We start from the raw sequence: 23,614 nt of genomic DNA on the forward strand, positions 1-23,614 counted from the left end.
GGCGAGCACGATCTGGTGCTGCCGGCGGGCGAGGCCGGCGAAGGAGGCGCCGAGGATCAGGACGTCGGCGCCTCCTTCGCCGGCCTCGCCGCCGCCACCGCCCTCGGCCGCAGTCTCCGCGACGTCCTCGTCGTCGACGGCGGACCTCCGCGCAACGCCCCCTCGCCCGGCGCCCACAACGTGCTGACCCGCGACGGCGTCCCTCCGACGGAGCTGGTGCGCCTGGCGCGCGCCGAGGCCGAGGGCTACGGGGCCCGGGTCGTCGCGGGCGAGGCCGTCCATGCCTCCGCAGGACCCGAGGGGGTGACCGCGACCCTCGCCGACGGCACGGTCCTCCGCGCCCGCCGCCTCCTGCTCGCGACCGGCGTCCGCGACCTGCTGCCGGAGATCCCCGGGCTCCACGCCCGCTGGGGACGGGACGTCCTGCACTGCCCCTACTGCCACGGCTTCGAGGTGCGCGGCCGGCGGATCGGCGTGCTCGGCAGCTCGTTCGCCGGGCACCAGGCGCAGATGTTCCGGCAGCTCAGCGACCGGACGTCGATCCTGCTCCACGGCGCACCCGCGCCCGCCGGCGACGAGGCGGCGGCGCTGGCCGCCCGCGGGATCGCGCTCGTGCCGGGCCGCGTCGAGAGGGTCCTCGTCGAGGACGACCGCCTGGTCGGCGTCGTGATCGACGGTCGACGGCACGAGCTCGACGCGCTCGTCGTCGGCCCGCGGGTCGAGGCGCGGCTCCCCGAGGGGCTCGGCCTCGAGCTCGCCGACCACCCGTCGGGCGTCGCGCGGCACCTCGCCGTCGATCCGATGGGCCGGACCGGCGTCGCCGGGGTCTTCGCCGCGGGCTCTCTTGTCGAGCCGATGGCGCAGGTCGTCGCCTCGTCCGCCGACGGCCTGCGCGTGGGCGCGGCGATCAACTACGACCTGATCGAGGAGGAGATCGCCGACGCGCTGCGGGCCGCCTGACGCGCGCTCAGCGGCGGCGGTACTCCAGTTCCGGGCGGCCGGGGGAGCCGTAGCGGGGCGCGCGGTCCGCGACTCCGGAGTCGGCGAGGTGCTCGAGGTAGCGGCGGGCCGTCACCCGCGAGATGTCGAGGCGGGTGGCGAGCTCCGCCGCCGAGAGGCCGACCGGGCCCAGCAGCGCGGTGACGGCCTCGAGGGTCTGAGCCGAGAGCCCCTTGGCCAGACCCGGCGCGTTGGAGGTGCGCAGCGCCGCGAAGGCCCCGTCCACCTCGTGCTGGCTGGCGACGTCGGCGCCGTGCATCCGCTCGCGGTACGACCGGTAGCTGGCGAGCTTGGCGGCGAACGCGCTGAAGACGAACGGCTTGATCAGGTACTGCACGATCCCGGCAGCGACGGAGGCGCGCACGTTCGCGGCGTCGCGGACCGCGGTGATCGCGATGACGTCGACGTCCAGGCCCGCCGACCGGACGGCCCGGCAGAGGTCGAGGCCGCCCATGTCCGGCAGGTTCATGTCGAGCAGGATCAGCGCGATGCCCGGGTCCGCGCGCAGCGCCCGGATCGCCTCCGCCCCGCTGCCGGCGACCGCGGCCATCTCGAAGCCGTCGACCCGCCGGACGTAGTCGGCATGGGCGCTCGCCGTCAGCGGCTCGTCCTCGACGACGAGCACCCGGATCACGACGCCACCCGCGCGGGCAGCGGCAGCTGCACCGTGAACACCGCACCGACGTGGCGCGAGACCTCGATCGTGCCGCCGAGCCGTTCCACCACCTGCTGCACCAGCGCCAGGCCGATGCCGCGGCCGAAGCCGTCCGACTCCTTCGTCGAGTAGCCGCGCGCGAACACGTCGGCGGCGCCGGCGACTCCGGGGCCGCTGTCCGACACCTGCACCACCAGCTCGCCCTCCGCGAGGCCGAGGTAGACCTCCACCCACGGCTCGCGCTCCGGAGCGGAGGAGGCGGCCGCGTCGAGGGCGTTGTCGATCAGGTTGCCCAGCACCGTCACCAGGTCCCCGGGCTCCAGGCCCTGCGTGCCGGGCTCGAGGTGCGTCTCGAAGTGCAGCTCCACTCCGCGCTCGCGGGCCTGCGCGGCCTTGCCCAGCAGCAGAGCGGCGATCACCGGCTCCTGCACGGAGCCGAGGACGCGGTCGGCCAGGCGCTGGCTGAGGTTCAGCTCCCCGGCGGCGAACGCGAGCGCCTCGTCGGGCCGGCCGACCTCGATCAGCGACGCGATGGTGTGCAGGCGGTTCGAGAACTCGTGGGTCTGCGAGCGCAGCGCGTCCGAGAGGGTGCGCAGCGACTCCAGCTCGCCGCTCACCCGCTGCAGCTCGGTGCGATCGCGGAGCGTGACGACCGTGCCCAGGGGGCGGGCGCCGGGGGAGGCGGCGGGCCGCTCGTTGACCACGAGGATCCGCTCGCGGGCCACGACCAGGCGGTCCGAGACGGGCTCGTCGTCCTGCAGCAGCTCGCGCAGGGCGCCAGGGAGGTCGAGCTCCGCGACCGGCACCGGCGTCCGCACGCCCTCGAGCCCGAGCAGCTCCAGCGCGTGGTCGTTGGCGAGCACCAGCCGGCCGCGGTCGTCGACCAGCAGCAGCCCCTCCCGCACCGAGTGCAGGACCGACTCGTAGTAGGCGAAGACCTGGCTCATCTGCTCCGGGCCCCGCCCGCCGGTGACCCGCCGCAGGTAGCGGGCGAGGAGCCACGAGCCGAGCGCGCCGAGCGCGACCGCCCCGCCCGCGCCCCAGGCGACGACCTGCACGCGGGCGGCGAAGGAGGCGTCCACGGCCGAGAGCGTCACGCCCGCCGACACGAGCGCGACGACCGCGCCGTCGGCGTCCTCGATCGGCGCGACGGCGCGGACGGAGGGACCGAGCGTGCCGGTGTACGTCTCGGTGAAGGTCCGCCCCTCCAGCGCCGGCTCGATCGTGCCCTGGAACGGCAGGCCGATCTGGTCGCGGTCGCGGTGGGTGTACCGGGTGCGGTCGGGAGCCATGATCGTGAGGAAGTCGACGGCGGTGTCCCGCATGACCTCCTCGGCGTACGGCTGCAGGCTCGCCGAGGGATCCGCGCCGGCCGCCGACTCGAGGACGAAGGGGTTGTCGGCCACCGTCCGCGCCACCACGAGGCTCCGCTGGGCCGCCTCGTCTCCCGCCCGGCTCCGCGCGTCGAGAGCCAGCACCGCGACGGCCGCCACGGCGATCAGCAGGATGCTCAGCAGCTGCACGGCGAACAGGCGCGCGGCGATGCTGCCTCGCGGTCCGCGTGCGCTCGGCGTCCTGACCATGCCACTCCCTCGTGGGCGAGCGCTCGGGGCGCCCCGCCGTGAACAGTATGAACGCAACCGTGCCGGGCTCCGGAGGCGGGGCCACCATCGTCCTACCCCCTCACCTCGACGAAGAGAAGGACACCCCCATGGCGAAGACGCCTCAGACGCCGTCCGACCGGCTGATCCCCGCGGTCACCCCTCCGAAGACCCGGCGGCGCATCGACCGGAACCACTGGCTCTACATCGCCGTCATCATCGCGGTGGTCGCCGGCGTCGTGGTCGGACTCGTCGCTCCCGCCTTCGCGGCGACGCTGGAGCCCGTCGGCAAGGCCTTCGTCGGACTGATCAAGATGATGATCGCGCCGATCATCTTCTGCACCATCGTCATCGGCATCGGCTCCATCGCGAAGGCCGCCACGGTCGGCAAGGTCGGCGGACTCGCGCTGGGCTACTTCATCGTGATGTCGACCTTCGCCCTGGCGATCGGCCTCGTCGTCGGCAACATCCTCCACCCGGGCGAGGGCCTCGACATCTCGAGCGCCACCTACGACACCAGCGACCTCAAGGCCGAGAGCACCAGCGACTTCGTCCTCGGGATCATCCCCGTCTCGCTGTTCTCCTCGCTCGTGGACGGCAGCATCCTGCAGACCCTCTTCGTCGCCCTGCTCGTCGGCTTCGCGCTGCAGAAGATGGGCGCCAAGGGCCAGCCGATCCTCGGAGCGATCAAGCAGCTCCAGGTCCTGGTCTTCCGCATCCTCTCGATGGTGCTCTGGGTCGCCCCGATCGGCGCGTTCGGCGCCATCGCCGCGGTCGTCGGCAAGACCGGCTGGGGCGCCGTCGTCGCTCTCGCCACCCTGATGATCGGCTTCTACATCACCTGCGCGATCTTCGTGATCGTCGTCCTCGGACTGCTGCTGCGACTCGTGACCGGCGTCAGCATCTTCTCGCTGATGAAGTACCTGGCCCGCGAGTACCTGCTCATCGTCGGCACCTCCTCCTCGGAGGCGGCGCTGCCCCGCCTGATCGCAAAGATGGAGCACCTGGGCGTCTCCAAGCCCGTCGTCGGCATCACGGTGCCCACCGGCTACTCCTTCAACCTCGACGGCACGGCGATCTACCTCACGATGGCGTCGCTGTTCATCGCCTCGGCCACCGGCGCGCCGATGTCCGTCCCGGAGCAGATCGGCCTCCTCCTCTTCATGATGATCGCCTCGAAGGGCGCCGCGGGCGTCACCGGAGCGGGCCTGGCCACGCTGGCCGGCGGCCTGCAGTCCTTCCGCCCCGACCTGGTCAACGGCGTCGGCGTGATCGTCGGCATCGACCGCTTCATGTCCGAGGCCCGCGCGGTCACCAACTTCACCGGCAACGCGGTCGCCACCCTGCTCGTGGGCACCTGGACCAAGCAGATCGACATGGTGCAGGTCCGCGAGGTCCTCGGCGGACGCTCGCCCTTCGACGAGACCACGCTCGGAGCGGACGAGCACGACGCCCCCGCCTCGGGCACCTCGATCACCGAGGGGATCGCGTCGATCCAGGACTCGGACGAGGCGTCGCGGATGCGCGCGGAGATCGCGGCCAAGCGCTAGCCGATCCGATCGCGAAGGCCCCGCCCCCCGGAACCGGTCCGGGAGGCGGGGCCTTCGACGTGCGCGGGTCAGTGCCTCCGCACCCCGAGCAGAGGCAGGGTCACCGAGCAGAGCGGCCCGATCAGCACCGCGAAGAGGAGGGTGCCGAGGCCGGCGTCGCCGCCGAGGGCCCAGCCGATGAGCAGGACCGTGAGCTCGACGCCGGAGCGCGCCACCCAGATCGGCAGCCCCGTGCGGGCGTGCAGGCCCAGCATCAGGCCGTCGCGCGGTCCCGGACCGAGGTGCGCGCCGATGTAGATCCCGCTCGCGACCGCCAGCAGCACCAGACCGCCGGCGAAGAGCAGGCCGCGCGCCCACCACTCCTCCGGCGTCGCCAGCACGCGCAGCCCGACGTCGATCATCGTGCCGACCACGAGCACGTTCAGCACGGTGCCGAGGCCGGGCCGCTGCCGGAGGGGGATCCACAGCAGCAGGACGAGCAGGCCGATCACGTTCGTGAGCAGTCCGATCCCGAGGCCGGTCTGGTGCGCGACCCCCTGGGCGAAGACGGTCCACGGGTCGACCCCGATCGCCGCGCGGATCATCATCGCGTCGGCGAATCCGTAGAGAACGAGGCCGACCAGCAGGCGCGGCACGGGTCGGAGGCGCCACTGGCTCGCCGGGGGAGCGGCGGCCGGGGCAGGAGCGGTGATCGTCATGGACACATCACAGCGCGACATTGGCCTTCTTCGCGCGGTCCAATCCGGCTACCTTGGACGCATGGCTGATGTCCACTTCGGCGCGCGCGCCCTGCAGACCCTCCTCGGCGACTGGCGCGAGCAGCGCGGCACCCGTCCCGCCTACCTCGCGCTGGCCGACCGGATCCGCCTCCTCGGGATCGACGGCCGCATCCCCGCGGGCAGCCGCCTGCCCGCCGAGCGCGAGCTCTCGGCCCGCCTCGGCGTCAGCCGTACGACCGTGGCCGCCGCCTACCGCGAGCTGCGCGACAGCGGCTACCTCGTCAGCGTGCGCGGCTCCGGCAGCGTCACCCGTCTGCCCGGAGCGGCCGTGCACGCGGTGCCCTCGCTCGCGCCGGACTTCCTCGACTTCACCAAGGCGGCCCTGCCCGCCGTCCCCGAGCTGGCGGAGGCGTACACCCGCGCGGCGCAGGCGGCGCCCGAGCACTTCGACTCCGGCTCCTACGACACGGTCGGCCTGCCGGTGCTGCGCCGCGCGATCGCCGAGCGCTACACCGTGCGGGGCCTGCGCACCGAGCCCGGCCAGATCATGGTGACCATCGGCGCGCAGCACGCGATCGCGCTCGTGGCCCGCACCCTGCTCGCGCGGGGCGACCGGGCGCTGATCGAGGCCCCGACCTACCCGCACGCCTACGAGGCCCTCCGGCTGGCCGGGGCGCGGCTCGTGCCGGTGAACGTCGACGGAGCGGACGGCTGGGACGGGGAGGGCCTGATCGCCGCGCTGCGCGGGACGAGCCCGAGCCTGGCCTACCTGATGCCCGACTTCCACAACCCGACCGGCCGCTCCATGGCCCCCGAGCTGCGGGAGCGGGCGATCAGCGCCGCGGCCCGGCAGGGCACGCTGATCATCGCCGACGAGACGACGGCCGAGCTCGACATCGACCGGCGGATGAGCCCGCTGCCGTTCGCCGCCTACGGACCCGAGGGGACGGTGCTCTCGATCGGCTCCGTCGGCAAGACGCTGTGGGGCGGCATCCGGATCGGCTGGATCCGCGCCGAGCGGGCGGTGATCCGCAAGCTGGCACTGGCGCGCTCGGCGAGCGACCTCGGCACGCCGATCCTGGAGCAGCTCCTGGTCGCGGACATGCTCGGCCGGATGGACGGCGTGCTGGAGCTGCGGCGCTCGCAGCTGCGCGCGGGCCGCGACCACCTCGAGGCGGCCCTGGCGCGCGCGATCCCGGAGTGGAGCGTGCCGCGGGTCTCGGGCGGCCTCTCCACCTGGGTGGGCCTGGGTCGGCCGGCGAGCTCGCAGCTGGCGCTCGCCGCCCGGACGGCGGGGCTGCTGATCACCGCGGGCCCGCGCTTCGGGATCGACGGCGCCTTCGAGCGCTTCCTCCGCATCCCGATCGGCTACTCGCCCGAGGCGACCGACCGGGCCGTGGAGGCGCTCGCGACGGCGTGGGCGCAGGTCGCCCGGCACCCGGCTGCCGACCCGGGGTACCTCGCCGACGTGGTCTGAGGTGGAGCGCCCGCCGGGCGTGTGAGATCGTTCTCTCATGAGCGACGGGTACGGCTACCTGCTGGTCCACTTCGTGGAGGACCGGATCGGCCACAGCGAGAAGATCTTCCTCTCGCTCAGCCGGGGCGACGATCCGCTGCGCTGGCGTGCGCTCGGGCCGGTGCTGGAGTGGACCGGCGGCACGGGCGGCGTCCGGGATCCCCACATCGTCCGCGGGCCGCGGGGCTTCCATCTCGTCGCCACCGATCTCCGCGTGTGGCGGCCCGAGGGCCCGGACTGGGACCTCTACCGGCACCGGGGCAGCCGCGACCTCGTGGTCTGGGACTCCTCGGACCTCCTGGAGTGGTCCGAGCCGCGCGCCGTCACCGTGGCACCCGAGGGCGCGGGCATGGCCTGGGCGCCGGAGTCGGTCTACGACCCGGTCTCGGGCGACTTCCTCGTGCACTGGTCCTCCGGCCTGGCCGAGGACGGCGATCCCACCACCGGCGAGACGGGCGACAGCCGCATCCTGCTCGCCCGCACGCGCGACTTCCGCACGTTCACCGAGCCCGAGACCTACCTGCGGCTGCCCGGCGGAGTGATCGACATGACGCTGCTGATCGAGGGCACGGCCGTCCACCGCTTCGCCAAGCAGCACGACGACGCCCCCGACACGATGCAGGTGTTCCAGCAGGTCGGCTCCTCCCTCCTCGCGGACGACTTCGCCACCGTCGCCCGGGGGATCGGGCAGGAGCTCGGCCCGAGCGTCGAGGGGCCGCTGGTCTTCCGGCACCACCGCGAGGAGCGCTGGTCGCTCTGGGTCGACCAGTACGCCGTCCGCCCCTACGGCTATCGCGCGTACACGAGCACCGACCCGGCCTCGGGCCGCTGGGAGCTCGCGGAGGAGTTCGACCTGCCCGAGGACACCAAGCACGGAGCGGTCCTCCCGCTCACCCGATCCGAGTACACGGCGCTCGACGAGCGCGACCCCGCCTGAGAGGCCCCGCATGACCGACTTCAGCCCCCGTCTCGCCGACGCCCTCGTCACCGTCCTCGGTGCCGACGGCGCTCCGCTCGCCCATGCCGACGTGACGATCGAGCAGCGCCGCCACGCCTTCGGCTTCGGCTGCACTCCTCCGAGCACCGACCCCGCGCGCGCCGAGGAGCGCCGGCTCTGGCTCGACCTGTTCGACACGGCGACCCTCCCCGTCTACTGGGGCCGCTTCGAGCCGGAGCGCGGCCGCACCGCGACGGAGGAGGTGCTCGCCGAGGCGCGCGCGCTCGCCGCGGACGGCGTCCGCCTGAAGGGGCACCCGCTGGTCTGGCACTACGTGAAGCCGGAGTGGCTCGACGCGCTGCCGCTGGACGAGGCCGAGGAGCTCCTCCGCGCGCGCATCCGCCGGGAGGTGGGCGCCTTCGCCGGGCTGATCGACACCTGGGACGCGATCAACGAGGTCGTGATCATGCCGCGCTTCGCGAACGAGCCGGACGGCGTGACGAACGCCGTCACCCGCCTCGCCCGGGAGGAGGGGCGCGTCGGCATGGTCGAGCTGGCCTTCTCGGAGGCGCGCAGCCTCGGCACCGGACCGGTGCTCGTGCTGAACGACTTCGACCTCGGGCCCGAATACGAGCGGCTGATCGAGGACGTGCTCGAGGCCGGGATCCGGCCCGACGCTATCGGCCTCCAGTCGCACATGCACCAGGGGTTCCGCGGGGAGGAGCAGATCACGGCGATCTGCGACAGGTTCGCGCGCTTCGGCCTGCCGCTGCACTGGACCGAGACCACCCTCGTCTCGGGCGAGCTGATGCCCGCCGAGATCGAGGACCTCAACGACCACGTGGTCGAGGACTGGCCGACCACTCCGGAGGGGGAGGCGCGGCAGGCGGACGAGATGGTGCGGCACTACGAGACGCTGGTCGCGCATCCGGCGGTCGAGGCGATCACCTACTGGGGCTTCGACGACGCCGGCGCCTGGCTCGGAGCGCCGGGCGGGTTCCTCCGCCGCGACGGGAGCCCGAAGCCGGCCTACGAGGCGCTGCGCTCGCGGATCCGCGGCCAGTGGTGGCTCGAGCCGATGGTGCTGCGGACGGACGCCGAGGGGCGCGTCGGCGTCCGGGCCTTCGCCGGGGACTTCGCGCTCTCGAGCGCGGGGGCGGGCGCTGGGGTGAGCCTGCCCGTCGGGTCCTCGACGGCGGAGGTCCGCCTGGGCTGAGGGCGCCCGGGGCCGACCGGCGGCGCGGGTCGCTCGTCGCGCGTCCGGAACGCCGCGTCCCTCCCAACACTCAGTCGGCTGATGGAAGACTCGGAGGGTGCATCTCCTCGCGGTCCTCAGCATGAAGAACCGGGCGCTCATCGCGCTCGTCACCGTCGTCATCGCCGTCTTCGGCGGAGTCGCCCTGACCGGGCTCAAGCAGGAGCTCGCGCCGTCGATCTCCTTCCCGCAGCTCGCCGTCGTGACGTCCTACCCGGGCGCCGCTCCGGAGGTGGTCAACGACGACGTCTCGACGCCGATCGAGACCGCCATCCAGGGGGTGCCGGGGCTCGAGACGACCAGCGCGACGTCCTCCACGGACTCCTCCCTCATCTCGGCGTCCTTCACCTACGGCACCGACCTCGCCACCGCCGAGCAGAAGATCCTGCAGGCGATCAACCGGATCACGAGCACGCTCCCGGACGGCGTCGACCCGCAGGTGGTCACCGGCTCCCTCGACGACCTGCCGGTGCTGCAGCTCGCCGTGTCGAGCGACGGCGACGCGGACGCGCTGGCCGAGCGCCTGCGCACCACGGTCATCCCGGACCTGGAGAAGGTCGAGGGCGTGCGCGAGGCGGCGCTCGTCGGCGAGACCGCCCAGCGCGTCACGATCACCCCGGACGCCGCGGCGCTCGCCGCAGCCGGCCTCTCGACCGGCGACATCCGCTCGGCCCTGCAGCAGAACGGCGTGCTCGTCGCAGGCGGCCAGATCACCCAGGACGGGTCGACCTTCTCGGTGCAGTCGGGCGTCAAGCTCGACTCCACCGACGCGATCGCGGCGCTGCCGCTGCTGCCGTCCGCGGGTTCCTCCGCGGGTGCGGGCGCTTCCGGCGGCGCGGGTGCCTCCGCGGGCGCCGGTGCGTCCGCGGGCGCCGGTGCGTCCGCGGACGGCTCCGAGGCCGGCGCGGCGGCGGGAGGCGCAGGAGCGGTCGTGACCGCCGAGCCGACCGTCACCACCCTCGGCTCCGTCGCGACGGTCGCCGTCACCGACGCCCCCGTCACCTCGATCTCGCGCGTCAACGGCCAGCCCGCCCTGACCCTCTCGATCACCAAGCTCCCGGCCGCGAACACCGTCGACGTGTCGACCGGCGTGACCGCGCTGCTCCCGGACCTCGAGGAGTCGATCGGCGACAACGCCGCCTTCACCTCGGTCTTCGACCAGGCGCCCTACATCCAGGAGTCGATCGCGTCGCTCGCGCAGGAGGGCGCGCTCGGCCTCGTCTTCGCCGTGCTGGTGATCCTGCTGTTCCTGCTCTCGGTGCGCTCGACCCTGGTCACGGCCATCTCGATCCCGACCTCGGTGCTGATCACCTTCATCGGCCTGCAGACGGCCGGCTACACCCTCAACATCCTGACCCTCGGTGCGCTCACCATCGCGATCGGCCGTGTGGTCGACGACTCCATCGTCGTGATCGAGAACATCAAGCGGCACCTCGACGCCGGCGAGGACCGGGCCCGGACCATCGCGGTCGCCGTCCGCGAGGTCGCCGGCGCGATCACCGCCTCCACGATCACCACGGTCGCGGTGTTCCTGCCGATCTCGTTCGTGGGCGGCACCACGGGCGAGCTGTTCCGGCCCTTCGCGCTGACCGTGTCGATCGCCCTGCTCGCCTCCCTCGTGGTGGCTCTGACGATCGTGCCGGTGCTGGCCTACTGGTTCCTCCGCCCCTCGAAGCGGCCGGCGGTGCGCCAGGCCGCGCAGGCGGCGCTCGCGGAGGAGCGCGCGGCGGCCGGAGGGGCACCCGGCTCGGGCGTCCCGGCCGACACCCGCGTCCCGACCGACACCGCCGCGCCGGTCGAGGAGGCCCCGCACCACGGCGCCCACGCCGCTCCCCGCCGGGCGCGCGGGCTGCAGTCGGTCTACGGCCCGATCATCCACTGGACCCTGAACCACTCGGTCGTCACCGTCCTCCTGGCGCTGCTCGTGCTCGTCGGGACCGGTGCACTGTATCCGCTGATGAAGACGAACTTCCTCGGCTCCAGCGGCCAGGACACCTTCACCGTCACCCAGACCGTCCCCGTCGGCCAGAGCCTCGATGCGCAGGACGCGACGGCGCAGCAGGCGAGCACGGCCATCCTCGGCGTCGGCGGCGTCGAGACCGTCCAGCTCACGGTCGGCTCCTCCGGCGGGCTGCAGAGCGCCTTCGGCGGAGGAGGCGGAGGCGGCAGCTCGATCCGCTACTCGGTCACCACCGACGAGTCGGCCGACCAGGAGGCCGTGCAGGCGGACGTCCGCGACGCGCTGTCGGGCGTGGCCTCGGCCGAGGACATCAGCGTCGCCGCCTCCTCCGGCTTCGGCGCCTCCTCGGACATCGAGGTCGACCTCTCGACCGCGTCGCAGAGCGACCTCCAGAGCGCGAGCGACCAGCTCCTCGAGGCCCTGCGCGGGACCGACGGGATCAGCCAGGCCGAGAGCAACCTCTCCTCCTCGCTGCCCTACATCGCGGTGCGGGTCGACCGCGACGCCGCGGCCCGGGCGGGTCTCAGCGAGGTCGCCGTGGGCACGATCGTCAGCCAGGCGCTCCAGCCCAGCCAGGTCGGCAGCGTCGTGATCGACGACCGCACCCTCTCGATCTACCTCGCCGACGGGCAGCCGCCGGCCACGGTGGACGAGCTGCGGAACCTCGAGGTGCCGACCCTCACCGGCGCCGTCGCGCTCTCCACGCTCGCGGCGGTCGAGCAGACGGACGGCCCGGCGAGCATCACCACCGAGCGCGGCCAGCGCACCGCGACCATCACCGTCACCCCGGAGGGCGACGACCTCGCCTCGGCGAACGTCGCCGTGCAGAACGCGATCGACGCGACGCCGCTCCCGGCCGGTGTCGACGCCTCCCTCGGCGGAGTGACCGCCGACCAGGCCGACGCGTTCTCGCAGCTGGGCATCGCGCTGCTGGTCGCGATCCTGATCGTCTACGTCGTGATGGTGGCGACGTTCCGCTCGCTCCTGCAGCCGCTGCTCCTGCTGGTGTCGGTGCCGTTCGCGGCGACCGGCGCGATCCTCCTGCAGGTGGTCACCGGCGTGCCGCTGGGCGTGCCGTCCCTGATCGGCGTGCTGATGCTGATCGGCATCGTCGTCACGAACGCGATCGTGCTCGTGGACCTGGTGAACCAGTACCGCGACCGCGGGATGCCGGTGCGGGAGGCGCTGCTGCACGGCACCGAGCGGCGGCTCCGGCCCATCCTGATGACCGCGCTCGCGACGATCTTCGCCCTGCTGCCGATGGCGCTCGGGATCACGGGCCACGGCGGCTTCATCTCGCAGCCGCTGGCGATCGTCGTGATCGGCGGCCTGGTGTCCTCGACGGTGCTGACCCTCGTGGTCCTGCCCGTCGTCTACAACCTGGTCGAGGGGTATCGTGAGCGGCGGCGTGCCGCCCGCGCCGGGAAGGCGTCGGCATGACGGACATCAGGGATGCGGCCGAGACGGTCGGCTCGCGCTGGCGCAGCGGACCGGAGCGCGCCACCGCGGTCCTCGACGAGATCGGTCCGGAGCGCTTCGTCGCCCGCGACTTCCGCCCGGGCACGCTCCGGCACCTCGTCCTGATCCGCTTCCGCCCGACGGCGCTGGTCGCCGAGGCGGACGAGGTCACCCGCCGCTTCCTCGCCCTGGCCGACGAGTGCGTGCGCGACGGACGGCCCTACATCGAGTCGATCGAGACCGGGCCGCAGCTGAGCATCGAGGGCGCGGGCGAGGGCTTCGACCGCGCGTTCCTGCTGACCTTCTCGTCCGAGGGCGACCTGCACTACTACCTGGGCCGGCCGGCCGTCGAGGACCCCGCGCACTGGGACCCGGCGCACGACGCGTTCAAGGAGTTCGTCGGGCCGTTCGTCGACACGGCCGGCATCGTCGCCTTCGACTTCCGGCCCGAAGCGCACTGATGGCGACTCCCGAGTTCGTGCTGCGGCTGCGCGAGCGGATCGGGACCGAGCTGCTCTGGCTCACGGGTGTGACCGCGGTGATCCTCCGCGAGGAGCCGGTGCTCGAGGTCCTGCTCGTCCGGCGCGCCGACACCGGCGCCTGGACGGCCGTCACCGGGATCATCGACCCGGGCGAGACCGTCGCCGGCACCGCCCGCCGCGAGGCGCAGGAGGAGGCGGGCGTCGAGATCGAGGTCGAGCGCCTCGTGCAGGTGCACACCCTCCCGCCGATGCAGTACCCCAACGGGGACCGCTCGCAGTACCTCGACCACGTCGTCCGCTGCCGCTGGATCTCGGGAGAGGCGCACGTCGCGGACGACGAGTCGACCGAGGTCGGCTGGTTCGCGCCCGACGCGCTGCCGCCGATGTCGGACGAGCACCGCGCCCGGATCGAGCGGGCGCTGTCGGACGAGCCGGGCTGCTCGATCGACTGACGGCGGGGGTGCGCGCCGGACGAGGGCGGGGCCTCCTCCCGGGAGCGCCACCCGGATCGGGGTGGGCGCTGCTCAGACAGGACGCGCGAAGCAGAGCACCGCGTCGTCGCCGACGTGGGCTCCGAATCCGTCGATCGCGGTGAAGCCGAGCGCGTCGGCCGCAGGGGCGAGCGCCGGAGCGGCGGCCAGGCGGAGCGTGCGGATCCGCTGCACGCGCGCCCACGACTCCGCCGCCGCGACGAGCCGTCGGGCGACTCCCGTGCGCCGGTGGACGGAGGCGACGACGAGCTCCAGCACCTCGGCGAAGTCGTCCGGGCCGGGAGCGAGCACCAGCACTCCGGCCGCCGCTCCGTCGATCCGGGCGACCAGGACACGGGCGTTCGGGGGCGGGACCGCGGCGAGGAGGCCCTCCGCTCCGGCTGCGTCCTCGAGGCGGACGACGACTCCGCTCACGAGTCCAGGCGGGCGCGGAGGAACTCGACGACCCGCGCCCGCAGCGCGTCGTCGAGCAGCGCGATCGAGTGCAGCGAGCCGGGGAGGACGAGGAGGTCGACGCTCGCGCCCGCTCCGCTCAGCGCCTCGGCGAAGCGGGTCGACTGGCTGAGCGCGACCCGCTCGTGCGCCGCGTGAGCGATGAGGAACGGCGGCTCGGAGCCGTCCACCTGCGCGAGGGGCGAGGCGGCGGTCGCGGCCGGGCAGGAGGCGAGGTCCGCGCAGTCGAGGTAAGTGCGCACGGCGGCCGCGACTCCGACCACCGGGTCGTCGTCGGCGAGGCCGGCGGCGCTGAGGTCGGAGGGGCCGCTCAGGTCGACCACGGCTGCCAGGCGCGACGAGGTCGCCGGCAGCGTGCCGAGCAGCGAGGCGAGAGTGCCGCCGGCCGAGCCGCCGAACGCCGCCACCCGCTCCGGATCGATGCCGAAGCGCGCGGTCTGCTCCGGCTCGAGCATCCAGTCGAGAGCGGCCGTCACGTCGTCGAGCTGCGCGGGGAACACGGCGGCGGGTGCGAGGCGGTAGTCGACCGAGACGGCGACGAACCCCTCCGATCCCAGCCACTGGCAGATCGGACGCCAGTTCGCGTCGGCCTTGCCTCCGCGGGCCCAGCTGCCGCCGTGCACGACGAGGACGGCGGGCCGCGGCTGCGCCGACGGGGCGGGGGAGGAGCAGACGTCCACGCTCTGCCCGGTGCTCTCGTCGTAGACGACGTCGGCCGTCACATCCACGCCGGACCAGTCGGGACCGGGTGCCGCTCCCAGCGCCTGCGCCACCGGCTCCGACACGGGAGTGGTGCTCGCGCAGCCCGTGAGGAGCAGTACGAGGGCGGCCAGGACCGCGGCGACGCGTCGCGGGGATCGGGTGGGCTCGCGCATGAGTGCGATCAGCGTACGGGGTGCCCGGCGCCCCGCAGGCGGCACCCCCGCGATCAGGGGGTGCGGGGCTCGCGCTGCAGCCGGACCAGGACGACCCCCGCGAGGATCAGCGCGCCGCCGCCGAACTGGATCGGCGCGGGCAGCTCCCCGAGGATCAGCCACGCGGCCGCGATCGAGAACAGCACTTCCGTCAGTCCGACGAAGGAGGCGATCCGCGTGCCGAGACGGCGTCCGCCCTCGATCCCGAGCAGATACGCCAGCACCGTCGACATGCCGAGGATCACGCCCGCGGGGAGCAGCCAGCTGACCTCCGCTCCGACGAACACCACCTCGCCGAACGTCGCGCGCAGCGGCGTGACACCGAGCGCCCCGAGGGCCAGCAGGATAGCGGCGCCGACCGTCATCGCCCCCGCCGTGAGCGCGATCGGCGGCAGCTCCGGATCCACGCGGCCGGCGATGACGTAGTAGACGCACAGGCCGAGCGAGGCGGTCAGCGCCCAGGCGATGCCGACCAGCTCGGGCGCGGACTCGCCGGACAGGTCGAGCACGAGCACCAGGCCGCCGAGCGCGAGAGCGGAGCCGGCGAGGGTGGAGCGGCCGGGGTGCCGGCGGGTGCGGGCCCAGGCGAAGAGGACGAGGAACACCGGCGCGAGGTACTCGATCAGCAGGGCGACGCCGACCGACATGTGCTCGATCGCGCTGTAGAAGCAGAGCTGCGCGGCGATCACGGCGAACACCCCGTAGAGGGCGATCGTGCCGAGGTTGCGGCGGAGCACGGGCCAGCGGCCGCGGAGGGAGAGGACCGCCGGGATCGCGAGGATCAGGGCCGCGCCGCCCGCCCGCCAGAGGACCGCGGACGCCGGCGTCCAGCCCGCCTCCAGGAGCGGCTTCACGAACGGCCCGCCCAGACCGAACGCCGCCGACGCGGCCAGCGCTGCGACCAGGCCGGAGCCGAGGCGCCGTGCAGGCGCGGGCGCGCTCGCGGCGGGGAGGGTGACGGCGGCGGTGCTCTCGGCGGTCATGGCCGGCTCCTTCAGGAGTCAAAAGGATTACACTCGTGACAGCGAGCTGATCGCACACTACTGAGCCGCACTGTCAGGAGTCAACATGGTGTTCGCCTATGACGTCGAGGCGTCGCTGACCTCCACCGCCACCCTCGTCAACACGCTCCCCGAGCTCTCGCCGTCCGGCGAGGACGAGATGGCGACGATCGAGCAGCTGGACGACTTCCTCCTCGAGAACCGCTACACGGGCAGCCGCGACGGATCGGCCGAGGAGCTGGAGGCCGTGCGGGCGATCCGCTCCTCCCTCCGCACCCTCTGGCTCACGCGGGCCGAGGAGGACCTCGTCCCCGTCGTCAACGGGATGCTCGACTCCGGCCGCGCGCTCCCGCAGCTGGTGCGGCACGGACCCTACGGCTGGCACCTCCACGCGACGCGCGACGAGAGCCCGCTCGCCACCCGCGTCCTGGTCGAGGCCGCCATGGCGTTCGTCGACGTGATCCGCGGCGACGAGCGCGAGCGGATCCGCGTCTGCGCGGCGGAGGACTGCGAGGCGGTGCTCGTGGACTTCTCGCGCAACCGCTCGAAGCGCTACTGCGACACGGGCAACTGCGGGAACCGCGCGAACGTGGCCGCGTACCGGGCTCGGCGGGCGTCGCAGTGACGGGCGGGGCGGCGTGACGGGCGCGGCGGTGGGCGGCACGCCCTAGCCAGGCTCCCGGGCCGCGTGTAGACTCGCTCGGTCGGCTCTTGACACCGCGCGTTCTCGTGCGGATGGGTTTGTTAGTCAAGTGGGCCGAGTCTCCGACAGTCGTCGTGAGACGAATCACATGTGTGAATCGGCCCCGGTCAACGACTCGCCCGGGTTCTCCCCCTGCTGCCCTGCAGCAGTCCAGCGCACGGACGCCCCACACGACGGGGCTCCTCCGGCGTCGCCTCCTCGCGCACGACCTGAACCCAGGAAGAACTGCCATGCCCAAGAACAAGAAGCCCGCCGGCGGACGTCCGGCCAAGAACTTCGAGCCCAACCGCTTCGGTGCCTCGAGCGGCAAGTCGCAGCTCGGCGGCCGCTCGCGCTTCCCGGGCGCCAAGCCCGGCTCCCGCAGCGAGGGCCACCGCGGCTTCCGCGCCGTCGACGAGAACGCCCCCAAGAAGGCCCGCTGGAACGCCGACGAGCGCGCTGAGCGGGCCACCGAGCGCGCCGATCGCCCCGCCCGCGGGAACGACCGCGACGAGAGGCCCTCGCGCGGATACGACCGCGATGCGCGTCCGGTGCGCTCGAACGACCGCGACGAGCGTCCGGCCCGCGGATACGACCGCGATGCGCGTCCGGCCCGCTCGAACGATCGCGACGACCGTCCGGCGCGCTCCTTCGACCGGGGCGACCGTCCGGCTCGCTCCTTCGACCGGGGCGACCGTCCGGCGCGATCCTTCGACCGCGATGCGCGTCCGGCCCGTTCGAACGACCGTGACGACCGTCCGGCCCGCTCCTACGGGCGCGACGAGCGTCCGGCCCGTTCCTTCGACCGGAGCGACCGTCCGGCGCGTTCCTTCGACCGCGATGCGCGTCCGGCCCGTTCGAACGACCGTGACGACCGTCCGGCCCGCTCCTACGGACGCGACGACCGGCCCGCCCGCACCGGCGAGCGCGACGAGCGCCCTTCGCGGGGCTACGACCGCAGCGAGCGCCCCGCCCGCTCGTTCGACCGCGGCGACCGCCCGGCCCGCTCCTTCGACCGGGACGCGCGTCCCTCGCGCGGCCACGACCGCGGCGACCGCCCGACCCGATCGTTCGACCGCGACTCCCGGCCCTCGCGCCGCGACTCCGGCTCGGACTTCTACCCCAGCCGTGACGCCCGTGCGCCGCACCAGGCCGACGACGTCGTGCTCGAGCGCCTCGAGGCGACGGCCACGCTCGCCGTCGACGTCGAGGGCGTCACCTTCGGCGACCTCGGCCTGGGCGGGAACATCGTCCGGATGCTGACCGAGCTCGGAGCGGCCGCGCCGTTCCCGATCCAGGCCGCGACCATCCCCGAGGTGCTCGCCGGCAAGGACGTCCTCGGACGCGGCAAGACCGGCTCCGGCAAGACGATCGCCTTCGGCGCCCCCGTCGTCGAGCGTCTGATGGAGAACAACGGAGCGAAGGGCCGGAAGCCCGGCCGCGCTCCCCGTGCGCTCATCCTCGCGCCGACCCGCGAGCTCGCCATGCAGATCGACCGGACGATCCAGCCGATCGCCCGCTCCGTCGGCCTGTTCACGACGACCATCTACGGCGGCGTCCCCCAGTACAAGCAGGTCGGAGCCCTCCAGCGCGGAGTCGACATCGTCATCGCGACGCCGGGCCGCCTCGAGGACCTCGTCGAGCAGGGCCGCCTCGACCTCTCGAACATCACCATCACCGTGCTCGACGAGGCCGACCACATGTGCGACCTCGGCTTCCTCGAGCCGGTGCAGCGCATCCTCCGCCAGACCGCCGACGGCGGCCAGCGCCTGCTGTTCTCGGCCACGCTCGACAAGGGCGTCGCGACGCTCGTCGACGAGTTCCTGGTCGAGCCGAGCGTCCACGAGGTCGCCGGCGAGGACCAGGCGTCCTCGACGATCGACCACCGCGTGCTCCTGATCGAGCACCGCGACAAGGCCGAGATCATCGAGCAGCTCGCCGCCCGCCAGGGCAAGACGCTGATCTTCGCCCGGACCCGCGCGTTCGCGGAGCAGCTCGCGGAGCAGCTCGACCACGCGGACATCCCCGCGACGAGCCTCCACGGCGACCTCAACCAGTCGCGCCGCACCCGCAACCTCGCGCTGCTCACCAGCGGACGCGTCGACGTGCTGGTCGCGACCGACGTGGCCGCGCGCGGCATCCACGTCGACGACATCGACCTGGTGATCCAGGCCGACGCTCCCGACGAGTACAAGACGTACCTCCACCGCTCCGGCCGCACCGGCCGCGCGGGCAAGACGGGCACGGTCGTGACGCTCATCACGCGCAACCGCCGCCGCCGCATGGAGGAGCTGCTCGACCGGGCCGAGATCGAGGCCGAGATGATCGAGGCCCGCCCCGGCGACAGCGTCCTGCGCGAGATCAGCGCCCCGGCCGAGTAGAGCCGACCGCACGACGACACGAGGCGCGGACCCCTGTACCGGGGTCCGCGCCTCGTGTCGTCGGTGCCGGGTGCTCCGGTGAAGCGCGTCGGCGAGTGCCGGGTCGTGGTGACCCTCCGGCTCTGCGCTGCGCAGCGCCGCCGCGCTGCTCCCGGTCGGACTGCTCCGCGGTGCACGGATCCGTGACGCACGGCTCTGAGCTGAGCGGCTCCGTGCTGCGCACCGGCGCGCACGAACGCCGAAGGGCGGACACCTCGCGGTGCCCGCCCTTCGGCGTTCGTCAACGGCCGGAGCCGCTGAGGGGTATTAGCTGGCCGGGGGGGTCAGCACGGTGTCGATGAGGTAGACGGTCGCGTTAGCGGTCTGGACGCCACCGCAGATGACGGACGCGTCGTTGACCTTCAGGTCGTCGCCGGAACCGGTGACGGTGAGGTTGCCGCCCTGGACGGTGGCGTGGTCGCCGGCGATCGCGTCAGGGGCGATCTGGCCGGGGACGACGTGGTAGGTGAGGATCGAGGACAGCGTGGCGGCGCCCTCGGGGGTCTTGAGGGAGTCGACGGTCGCGGCGTCGAGCTTGGCGAACGCGTCGTCGACGGGGGCGAAGACGGTGAACTCGCCGCTGTTCAGCGTGTCGACGAGGTTGACGTCGGGGTTGAGGCCACCGGAGACCGCAGCGGTCAGGGTGGTCAGCAGCGGGTTGTTCGACGCGGCGGTCGCGACGGGGTCGAGCGACATGCCCTCGACCGAGCCGGCGCCGTCCGGGACCTGCTCGGCGTAGGCGGCACAGCCGGGGCCGACGAGGTTCGCGGCCGGGTCCATGGTCGCCATGGGGGTCGAGGAGGCGGAGGCCGACGAGGTGGCCATCGGGGTCGACATCTCGGTCGCCGCGTCGCTTGCGGCGGTGGTCGAGCCGCTTCCGCTCGAGCAGGCGGTGAGGCCGAGGGCGGCGGTGCCCAGCAGGGCGAATGCGGCGAGGGCGGAACGCTTGGTGGATCGCATGGGATTACTCCTTCGTGAGACGGCCCCCACTCGATGCGGAGGACCTGTTCTGTGTGGACCGTGTCGCGGCCGTTGACAGGTGTTCGGAGCCCTCCCTGCGGGGGTTTGGATTTCTTTCGGTGATCTAGGTAACGGCTTCGTAACGGCAGGGAACCGGGAGCCGGCGGGGTGCTCCGCGGAGTCGATTACCCTGGAGGCGTCGCGCGCACGCGTCGACGCGACGAGGAGAGGACGGGCGAGTGCAGACCCGAGGCGCACGAGTGGCTCGCGGCATCGCCGCCGCTCTCGCCGCGACCACCACGGCCGCCGCCTCCCACACGCTCGCGGGCGCCGAGACCCCCGCTCCCGCAGTCCTCGCCCTCGCCGCGGCGTTCGCCGTCGTCGTCTGCGTCCTCCTCTCGGGGCGCCGCCTCTCCCTCCCTCGGCTGACCGCCGCCGTCCTCGTCAGCCAGATCGCCTACCACGGGCTCTTCCTCGTGACGGGCAGCGGAGGAGAGGTGAGCGTGGTCGGCACGACGGGCACCGGCGCGCACTTCCACGACGGATCGACCATCGAGCTGATCGCCGGCGGAGGCGGGCACGCGGCTCATGCTCCGCTGATGCTCGTCGCCCACCTCGCTGCGGCCGCGCTCACGGTCGCGGCACTGCGGCACGGCGAGCGCCTGTTCTGGACTCTCGGAGCCGGCCTGCAGCGCGTCGTCGTCCGGATCGTCACCCGTGCGTCCGCCCCGGTCCTCGCGGGGGCTCCGGGCGTTCCTCCGACGATCGCGGCCGAGCCGCGGTCGCCCCTCACCCTCGACACGGTGCTCTCGATCCTCAGGCACCGCGGCCCGCCGCTGCGCGCCCTGCGCGCCGCCTGACGTCCCTCCCGCGCGGGAGCGGCTCAGGTCGGTGCTCCCGCGCGCACCGCGAATCCGCGCTGCGTCCTGACCTTCCGGCCCACGGCCGGACCTCCCCAAGGACACGACTGTCATGAACCGCTCTTCTTCTGCTGTTTCTTCTTCCTCCCGTCTCCGCCTCGTCGGCAGTGGCGCTCTCGTCGCCGCCGGATCCGTCGCGCTGGCTCTCAGCGCACCGGCCGCGGCCAGCGCTCACGTGACCGCGGCGGCGAGCAGCACGGCCGCCGGCTCGTACACGGTGGTCACGTTCTCGCTCGCCCACGGCTGCGAGGGCTCGCCGACGACGGGACTCACGATCACGATGCCCGACGGCATCAACTCGGTCAGCCCCACGATCAACCCGAACTGGGACGTCGTGAAGAACGAGGTCGCGATCGCCGACCCGGTCACGGACTCCCACGGCAACACCGCCACCCAGCGGGTCTCGGACGTGGTCTACACGGCGAAGACGCCCCTCGCCGACGGCTACCGCGACACGGTCGCCCTCCAGCTGCAGCTCCCCGAGGACGCAGCGGGCTCCACGCTCGAGTTCCCTGTGCTGCAGACCTGCGAGACGGGCAGCACCGCGTGGGACCAGCCGACCGTCGACGGCCAGGACGAGCCCGAGCTGCCCGCACCCACCGTCGCAGTGACCGCCGCGGAAGCGGGATCCGGTCACGGGGGCGGACACGACGACGACGGCGACGGTGACGACGCGGTCGCGACCACCGCCTCCGCGACGACCGCCACGAGCGGCGACGACGTGCTCGCCCGCATCCTCGGAGTCGGCGGGCTCGTCGTCGGTGCGGTCGGCGTGGCCGTCGGGCTCGCCTCCCGCCGCCGCGGACCCCGGGCGTCGGCGTGACCCGTCGCAGGGCCCTGGTCGCCGCCACCGCGATCGGGCTGCTCGGCTCGATCGCGGTGGCGGCGCCCGCCAGCGCGCACAACTACCTCGTCTCGACGACTCCCGCGGCGGACTCGACGGTGTCAGAGCAGCCGGGAACGCTGGTGCTGACGACGAACGACGACCTGCTCGTCCTCGGGACGGACGGGACGGCGGCGGCTCTGCGCGTCGTCGGGCCGGACGGGCTGTACTACGGCGACGGCTGCGTCAGCGTCGTCGGGCCGGAGGCGTCGATGCCGCTCGAGCTCGGTGCTGCGGGGGAGTACGAGGTGACCTGGCAGGTCGTGTCGACGGACGGGCACCCCGTCTCGGGTCAGTACGCCTTCGACTGGGCGCCGGCCGACGGCGCTGCGCTCGCCGACGGGTCGGACTCGATCCCGGACTGCAACGGGACCGTCGCGGTCTCGGGAGGCGGAGCCGAGACCGCCGATGAGGCCCGGACGGAGTCGGGATCGGATCCGGCACTTCTCGGCGACGTGCTCTGGATCGGCGGCGCTCTCGCCGCAGTCGCCGCCGCCATCGGGGTGACCCTGCTGGTGCTGCGGCGCCGACCCCGCGATTGAGTCTCGCGAGCCTCCTCGGACCCTCGCCGGTCAGCGCAGGAGGCTCGCGAGAGGCCCCTCGCCGAGACCGGTGAGGACGGCCGCCGCGTCCTCGTAGACGGCGACGGCCCCGGCTTCGCGGAGTTCGTGCTCCGAGGTGCCGCCGGACAGGACTCCCACCGTCGCGAGGCCCGCGCGCTCGGCGGCCAGGACGTCCCAGGTCGCGTCGCCGACCATGACGGCGCGGTCGGCGGAGACCCCCGCTCGGTCCAGCGCGATCGAGATCAGGTCGGGTGCGGGCTTCGCCGTGGAGACGTCCGCTCCGCTCGTGACGGCGTGGACGGACCCGCCGAAGTCGAGGACGTCGAGAAGAGCGTCGAGCTCGTTCTGCGGCGCCGAGGTGGCGAGGACGACGCGGACGCCTCGACCGACGAGCGTCGCGACGAGCTCGCGAGCGCCCGGCAGAGGAACGATGCGGGCCGTCGTCTCGGCGTAGTTCTTCGTGTGCAGCGACTTCACCAGCGCACGCCGCTCCTCCTCCACCTCGTCCTCGAGGAGCATGTCGAGCAGCTCCGACGAGTCGGCGCCGATCGCCCGCTGGATCCGCCAGGCGGGGACGACGAGATCGGCCTGCCAGAAGGCGCGCGACCACGCCTCGACGTGGAGGAAGTTCGTGTCGGCGAGGGTCCCGTCGATGTCGAAGAGGACCGCGGCGGGCGCGACGGGGGTGTCGTTGTCAGCTGTCATCCGCTGAACAGTACGCGCCGGGTGCGGCGCCCCGTACCCCCCTTGACGCAGGCCGTCGACGACGTCAGGAAGCTGTCACGTCCGGAAGCTGCCGCGGCGCCTCAGGTCGCCGTTCCCCCGCCGTTCCGGGCCGGCGGCGGGCTCTCGATGGCAGCAGAGGGCATGCCCGGAAGCTGACGTTGTGGCCCCCTCGAGGGTCGGCGAGTCTCGATCCACAGGCCGACGAGGATCCCTTCCTCTCCGGCACGGACCACCGGAACGAGGGACAGCCCATGTCGAAGACCCGCCAGCTCCTGATCACTGCCGCCGTGGCGGTGGGACTCGCGACCGCCGCCGCCGGACCGGCCTCGGCGGATGCGCTCAGCGCCGCGAGCCTGCAGCAGGTGCAGGACGTGCAGGACACGCAGCACGTGCAGCAGCTCGAGCGGATCGTCGAGCGCGTCGTCCCCGGCATCGTCCGTCCGCAGATCTGGGACTGGTGAGCCGCAGG

At 73.4% G+C, this 23,614-nt stretch carries 22 protein-coding genes; 14 read left to right on the plus strand and 8 right to left on the minus strand.

From position 1 onward, the window contains the following. A partial coding sequence (locus C5D08_RS09495; RefSeq protein WP_308471631.1) for an NAD(P)/FAD-dependent oxidoreductase occupies positions 1–960 on the plus strand: 960 nt, incomplete at its 5' end. Between the two features lie 7 nt (positions 961–967). On the opposite strand, the gene C5D08_RS09500 is transcribed toward C5D08_RS09495, so the two are convergent. After that, a complete protein-coding gene (locus C5D08_RS09500) occupies positions 968–1,633 on the minus strand; it encodes a response regulator (protein ID WP_104276838.1) in 666 nt (221 codons plus the stop codon). After that, positions 1,630–3,237 carry a sensor histidine kinase gene (locus C5D08_RS09505; RefSeq protein ID WP_104276839.1) on the minus strand — a complete coding sequence of 536 codons (1,608 nt, stop codon included), beginning with the start codon at positions 3,235–3,237 and terminating at the stop codon, positions 1,630–1,632. The genes C5D08_RS09500 and C5D08_RS09505 overlap by 4 nt, the downstream gene beginning before the upstream one ends. A gap of 128 nt (positions 3,238–3,365) precedes the next feature. Here C5D08_RS09505 and C5D08_RS09510 point away from each other — a divergent pair, with 128 nt between their 5' ends. After that, the gene (locus C5D08_RS09510; protein WP_104276840.1) at positions 3,366–4,805 is read left to right on the plus strand and encodes a cation:dicarboxylate symporter family transporter; all 1,440 of its coding nucleotides are present in this window, start codon (positions 3,366–3,368) and stop codon (positions 4,803–4,805) included. A 68-nt stretch (positions 4,806–4,873) separates the two neighbouring features. On the opposite strand, the gene C5D08_RS09515 is transcribed toward C5D08_RS09510, so the two are convergent. Continuing rightward, positions 4,874–5,503, minus strand: a complete 630-nt coding sequence (locus C5D08_RS09515) for a YitT family protein (RefSeq protein WP_374953937.1) — start codon at positions 5,501–5,503, stop codon at positions 4,874–4,876. 61 nt (positions 5,504–5,564) lie between these two features. On the opposite strand from C5D08_RS09515, the gene C5D08_RS09520 reads away from it, so the two are divergent. The 6 genes from C5D08_RS09520 to C5D08_RS09545 all read left to right on the plus strand — a co-directional run bounded on the left by C5D08_RS09520 (position 5,565) and on the right by C5D08_RS09545 (position 13,584). Then, positions 5,565–7,001 (plus strand): PLP-dependent aminotransferase family protein, encoded by a 1,437-nt coding sequence (locus tag C5D08_RS09520; protein WP_104276841.1) that lies wholly within the window; start codon positions 5,565–5,567, stop codon positions 6,999–7,001. A 37-nt stretch (positions 7,002–7,038) separates the two neighbouring features. Next, the gene (locus C5D08_RS09525; protein WP_104276842.1) at positions 7,039–7,977 is read left to right on the plus strand and encodes a glycoside hydrolase family 43 protein; all 939 of its coding nucleotides are present in this window, start codon (positions 7,039–7,041) and stop codon (positions 7,975–7,977) included. A gap of 10 nt (positions 7,978–7,987) precedes the next feature. Beyond that, entirely contained in the window at positions 7,988–9,193 is a 1,206-nt protein-coding gene (locus C5D08_RS09530) for an endo-1,4-beta-xylanase (protein ID WP_104276843.1), read from the plus strand. Between the two features lie 97 nt (positions 9,194–9,290). After that, the gene (locus C5D08_RS09535) at positions 9,291–12,632 is read left to right on the plus strand and encodes an efflux RND transporter permease subunit (RefSeq protein ID WP_104276844.1); all 3,342 of its coding nucleotides are present in this window, start codon (positions 9,291–9,293) and stop codon (positions 12,630–12,632) included. Then, on the plus strand, positions 12,629–13,111 hold the full coding sequence (locus C5D08_RS09540) for a Dabb family protein (protein WP_104223816.1): 483 nt from the start codon (positions 12,629–12,631) through the stop codon (positions 13,109–13,111). The genes C5D08_RS09535 and C5D08_RS09540 overlap by 4 nt, the downstream gene beginning before the upstream one ends. Continuing rightward, the gene (locus C5D08_RS09545; protein ID WP_104276845.1) at positions 13,111–13,584 is read left to right on the plus strand and encodes an NUDIX domain-containing protein; all 474 of its coding nucleotides are present in this window, start codon (positions 13,111–13,113) and stop codon (positions 13,582–13,584) included. Before C5D08_RS09540 ends, C5D08_RS09545 begins: the two co-directional genes overlap by 1 nt. A gap of 72 nt (positions 13,585–13,656) precedes the next feature. On the opposite strand, the gene C5D08_RS09550 is transcribed toward C5D08_RS09545, so the two are convergent. The 3 genes from C5D08_RS09550 to C5D08_RS09560 are packed head-to-tail and all read right to left on the minus strand — an operon-like array spanning position 13,657 to position 15,973. Next, positions 13,657–14,037 carry a GNAT family N-acetyltransferase gene (locus tag C5D08_RS09550; RefSeq protein ID WP_104276846.1) on the minus strand — a complete coding sequence of 127 codons (381 nt, stop codon included), beginning with the start codon at positions 14,035–14,037 and terminating at the stop codon, positions 13,657–13,659. After that, complete coding sequence (locus C5D08_RS09555; protein WP_104276847.1) at positions 14,034–14,951, minus strand: alpha/beta hydrolase; 918 nt, start codon at positions 14,949–14,951, stop codon at positions 14,034–14,036. Before C5D08_RS09555 ends, C5D08_RS09550 begins: the two co-directional genes overlap by 4 nt. Before the next feature lie 53 nt (positions 14,952–15,004). Then, positions 15,005–15,973, minus strand: coding sequence for a DMT family transporter (locus C5D08_RS09560; protein ID WP_104276848.1), 969 nt, complete (start codon positions 15,971–15,973; stop codon positions 15,005–15,007). 85 nt (positions 15,974–16,058) lie between these two features. Between C5D08_RS09560 and C5D08_RS09565 the strand changes: the two genes are divergently transcribed. Beyond that, positions 16,059–16,616 carry a CGNR zinc finger domain-containing protein gene (locus C5D08_RS09565; protein ID WP_104276849.1) on the plus strand — a complete coding sequence of 186 codons (558 nt, stop codon included), beginning with the start codon at positions 16,059–16,061 and terminating at the stop codon, positions 16,614–16,616. A gap of 308 nt (positions 16,617–16,924) precedes the next feature. Next, positions 16,925–19,054, plus strand: coding sequence for a DEAD/DEAH box helicase (locus tag C5D08_RS09570; protein ID WP_104276850.1), 2,130 nt, complete (start codon positions 16,925–16,927; stop codon positions 19,052–19,054). A 306-nt stretch (positions 19,055–19,360) separates the two neighbouring features. Here the strand turns inward: C5D08_RS09570 and C5D08_RS09575 are convergent, their stop codons facing one another. After that, a complete protein-coding gene (locus C5D08_RS09575; protein WP_104223824.1) occupies positions 19,361–20,053 on the minus strand; it encodes a fasciclin domain-containing protein in 693 nt (230 codons plus the stop codon). A gap of 260 nt (positions 20,054–20,313) precedes the next feature. Here C5D08_RS09575 and C5D08_RS09580 point away from each other — a divergent pair, with 260 nt between their 5' ends. The 3 genes from C5D08_RS09580 (at position 20,314) to C5D08_RS09590 (ending at position 22,398) form a co-directional block, all read left to right on the plus strand. Beyond that, positions 20,314–20,913: a hypothetical protein gene (locus C5D08_RS09580; RefSeq protein ID WP_104276851.1), complete on the plus strand. Its 600-nt coding sequence runs from the start codon at positions 20,314–20,316 to the stop codon at positions 20,911–20,913. A 112-nt stretch (positions 20,914–21,025) separates the two neighbouring features. Next, positions 21,026–21,796 carry a YcnI family protein gene (locus C5D08_RS09585; protein ID WP_104276852.1) on the plus strand — a complete coding sequence of 257 codons (771 nt, stop codon included), beginning with the start codon at positions 21,026–21,028 and terminating at the stop codon, positions 21,794–21,796. Next, a complete protein-coding gene (locus tag C5D08_RS09590) occupies positions 21,793–22,398 on the plus strand; it encodes a copper resistance CopC family protein (protein WP_104276853.1) in 606 nt (201 codons plus the stop codon). Before C5D08_RS09585 ends, C5D08_RS09590 begins: the two co-directional genes overlap by 4 nt. 30 nt (positions 22,399–22,428) lie before the next feature. Here the strand turns inward: C5D08_RS09590 and C5D08_RS09595 are convergent, their stop codons facing one another. Then, on the minus strand, positions 22,429–23,124 hold the full coding sequence (locus tag C5D08_RS09595; protein WP_104276854.1) for an HAD family hydrolase: 696 nt from the start codon (positions 23,122–23,124) through the stop codon (positions 22,429–22,431). A 272-nt stretch (positions 23,125–23,396) separates the two neighbouring features. On the opposite strand from C5D08_RS09595, the gene C5D08_RS09600 reads away from it, so the two are divergent. Then, positions 23,397–23,606, plus strand: a complete 210-nt coding sequence (locus tag C5D08_RS09600; RefSeq protein ID WP_104276855.1) for a hypothetical protein — start codon at positions 23,397–23,399, stop codon at positions 23,604–23,606. The last annotated feature ends 8 nt before the right edge of the window (positions 23,607–23,614 follow it).

Source organism: Rathayibacter sp. AY1B6 (assembly GCF_002932755.1).
Taxonomy (GTDB): Bacteria; Actinomycetota; Actinomycetes; order Actinomycetales; family Microbacteriaceae; genus Rathayibacter.

Coding starts and splice junctions, on each gene's coding strand:
- C5D08_RS09505 (WP_104276839.1), bottom strand. CDS start 3,237: ATGGTCAGGACGCCGAGCGCACGCGGACCGCGAGGCAGCATCGCCGCG.
- C5D08_RS09510 (WP_104276840.1), top strand. CDS start 3,366: ATGGCGAAGACGCCTCAGACGCCGTCCGACCGGCTGATCCCCGCGGTC.
- C5D08_RS09515 (WP_374953937.1), bottom strand. CDS start 5,503: ATGACGATCACCGCTCCTGCCCCGGCCGCCGCTCCCCCGGCGAGCCAG.
- C5D08_RS09520 (WP_104276841.1), top strand. CDS start 5,565: ATGGCTGATGTCCACTTCGGCGCGCGCGCCCTGCAGACCCTCCTCGGC.
- C5D08_RS09525 (WP_104276842.1), top strand. CDS start 7,039: ATGAGCGACGGGTACGGCTACCTGCTGGTCCACTTCGTGGAGGACCGG.
- C5D08_RS09530 (WP_104276843.1), top strand. CDS start 7,988: ATGACCGACTTCAGCCCCCGTCTCGCCGACGCCCTCGTCACCGTCCTC.
- C5D08_RS09540 (WP_104223816.1), top strand. CDS start 12,629: ATGACGGACATCAGGGATGCGGCCGAGACGGTCGGCTCGCGCTGGCGC.
- C5D08_RS09545 (WP_104276845.1), top strand. CDS start 13,111: ATGGCGACTCCCGAGTTCGTGCTGCGGCTGCGCGAGCGGATCGGGACC.
- C5D08_RS09555 (WP_104276847.1), bottom strand. CDS start 14,951: ATGCGCGAGCCCACCCGATCCCCGCGACGCGTCGCCGCGGTCCTGGCC.
- C5D08_RS09560 (WP_104276848.1), bottom strand. CDS start 15,973: ATGACCGCCGAGAGCACCGCCGCCGTCACCCTCCCCGCCGCGAGCGCG.
- C5D08_RS09565 (WP_104276849.1), top strand. CDS start 16,059: ATGGTGTTCGCCTATGACGTCGAGGCGTCGCTGACCTCCACCGCCACC.
- C5D08_RS09570 (WP_104276850.1), top strand. CDS start 16,925: ATGCCCAAGAACAAGAAGCCCGCCGGCGGACGTCCGGCCAAGAACTTC.
- C5D08_RS09575 (WP_104223824.1), bottom strand. CDS start 20,053: ATGCGATCCACCAAGCGTTCCGCCCTCGCCGCATTCGCCCTGCTGGGC.
- C5D08_RS09585 (WP_104276852.1), top strand. CDS start 21,026: ATGAACCGCTCTTCTTCTGCTGTTTCTTCTTCCTCCCGTCTCCGCCTC.
- C5D08_RS09595 (WP_104276854.1), bottom strand. CDS start 23,124: ATGACAGCTGACAACGACACCCCCGTCGCGCCCGCCGCGGTCCTCTTC.
- C5D08_RS09600 (WP_104276855.1), top strand. CDS start 23,397: ATGTCGAAGACCCGCCAGCTCCTGATCACTGCCGCCGTGGCGGTGGGA.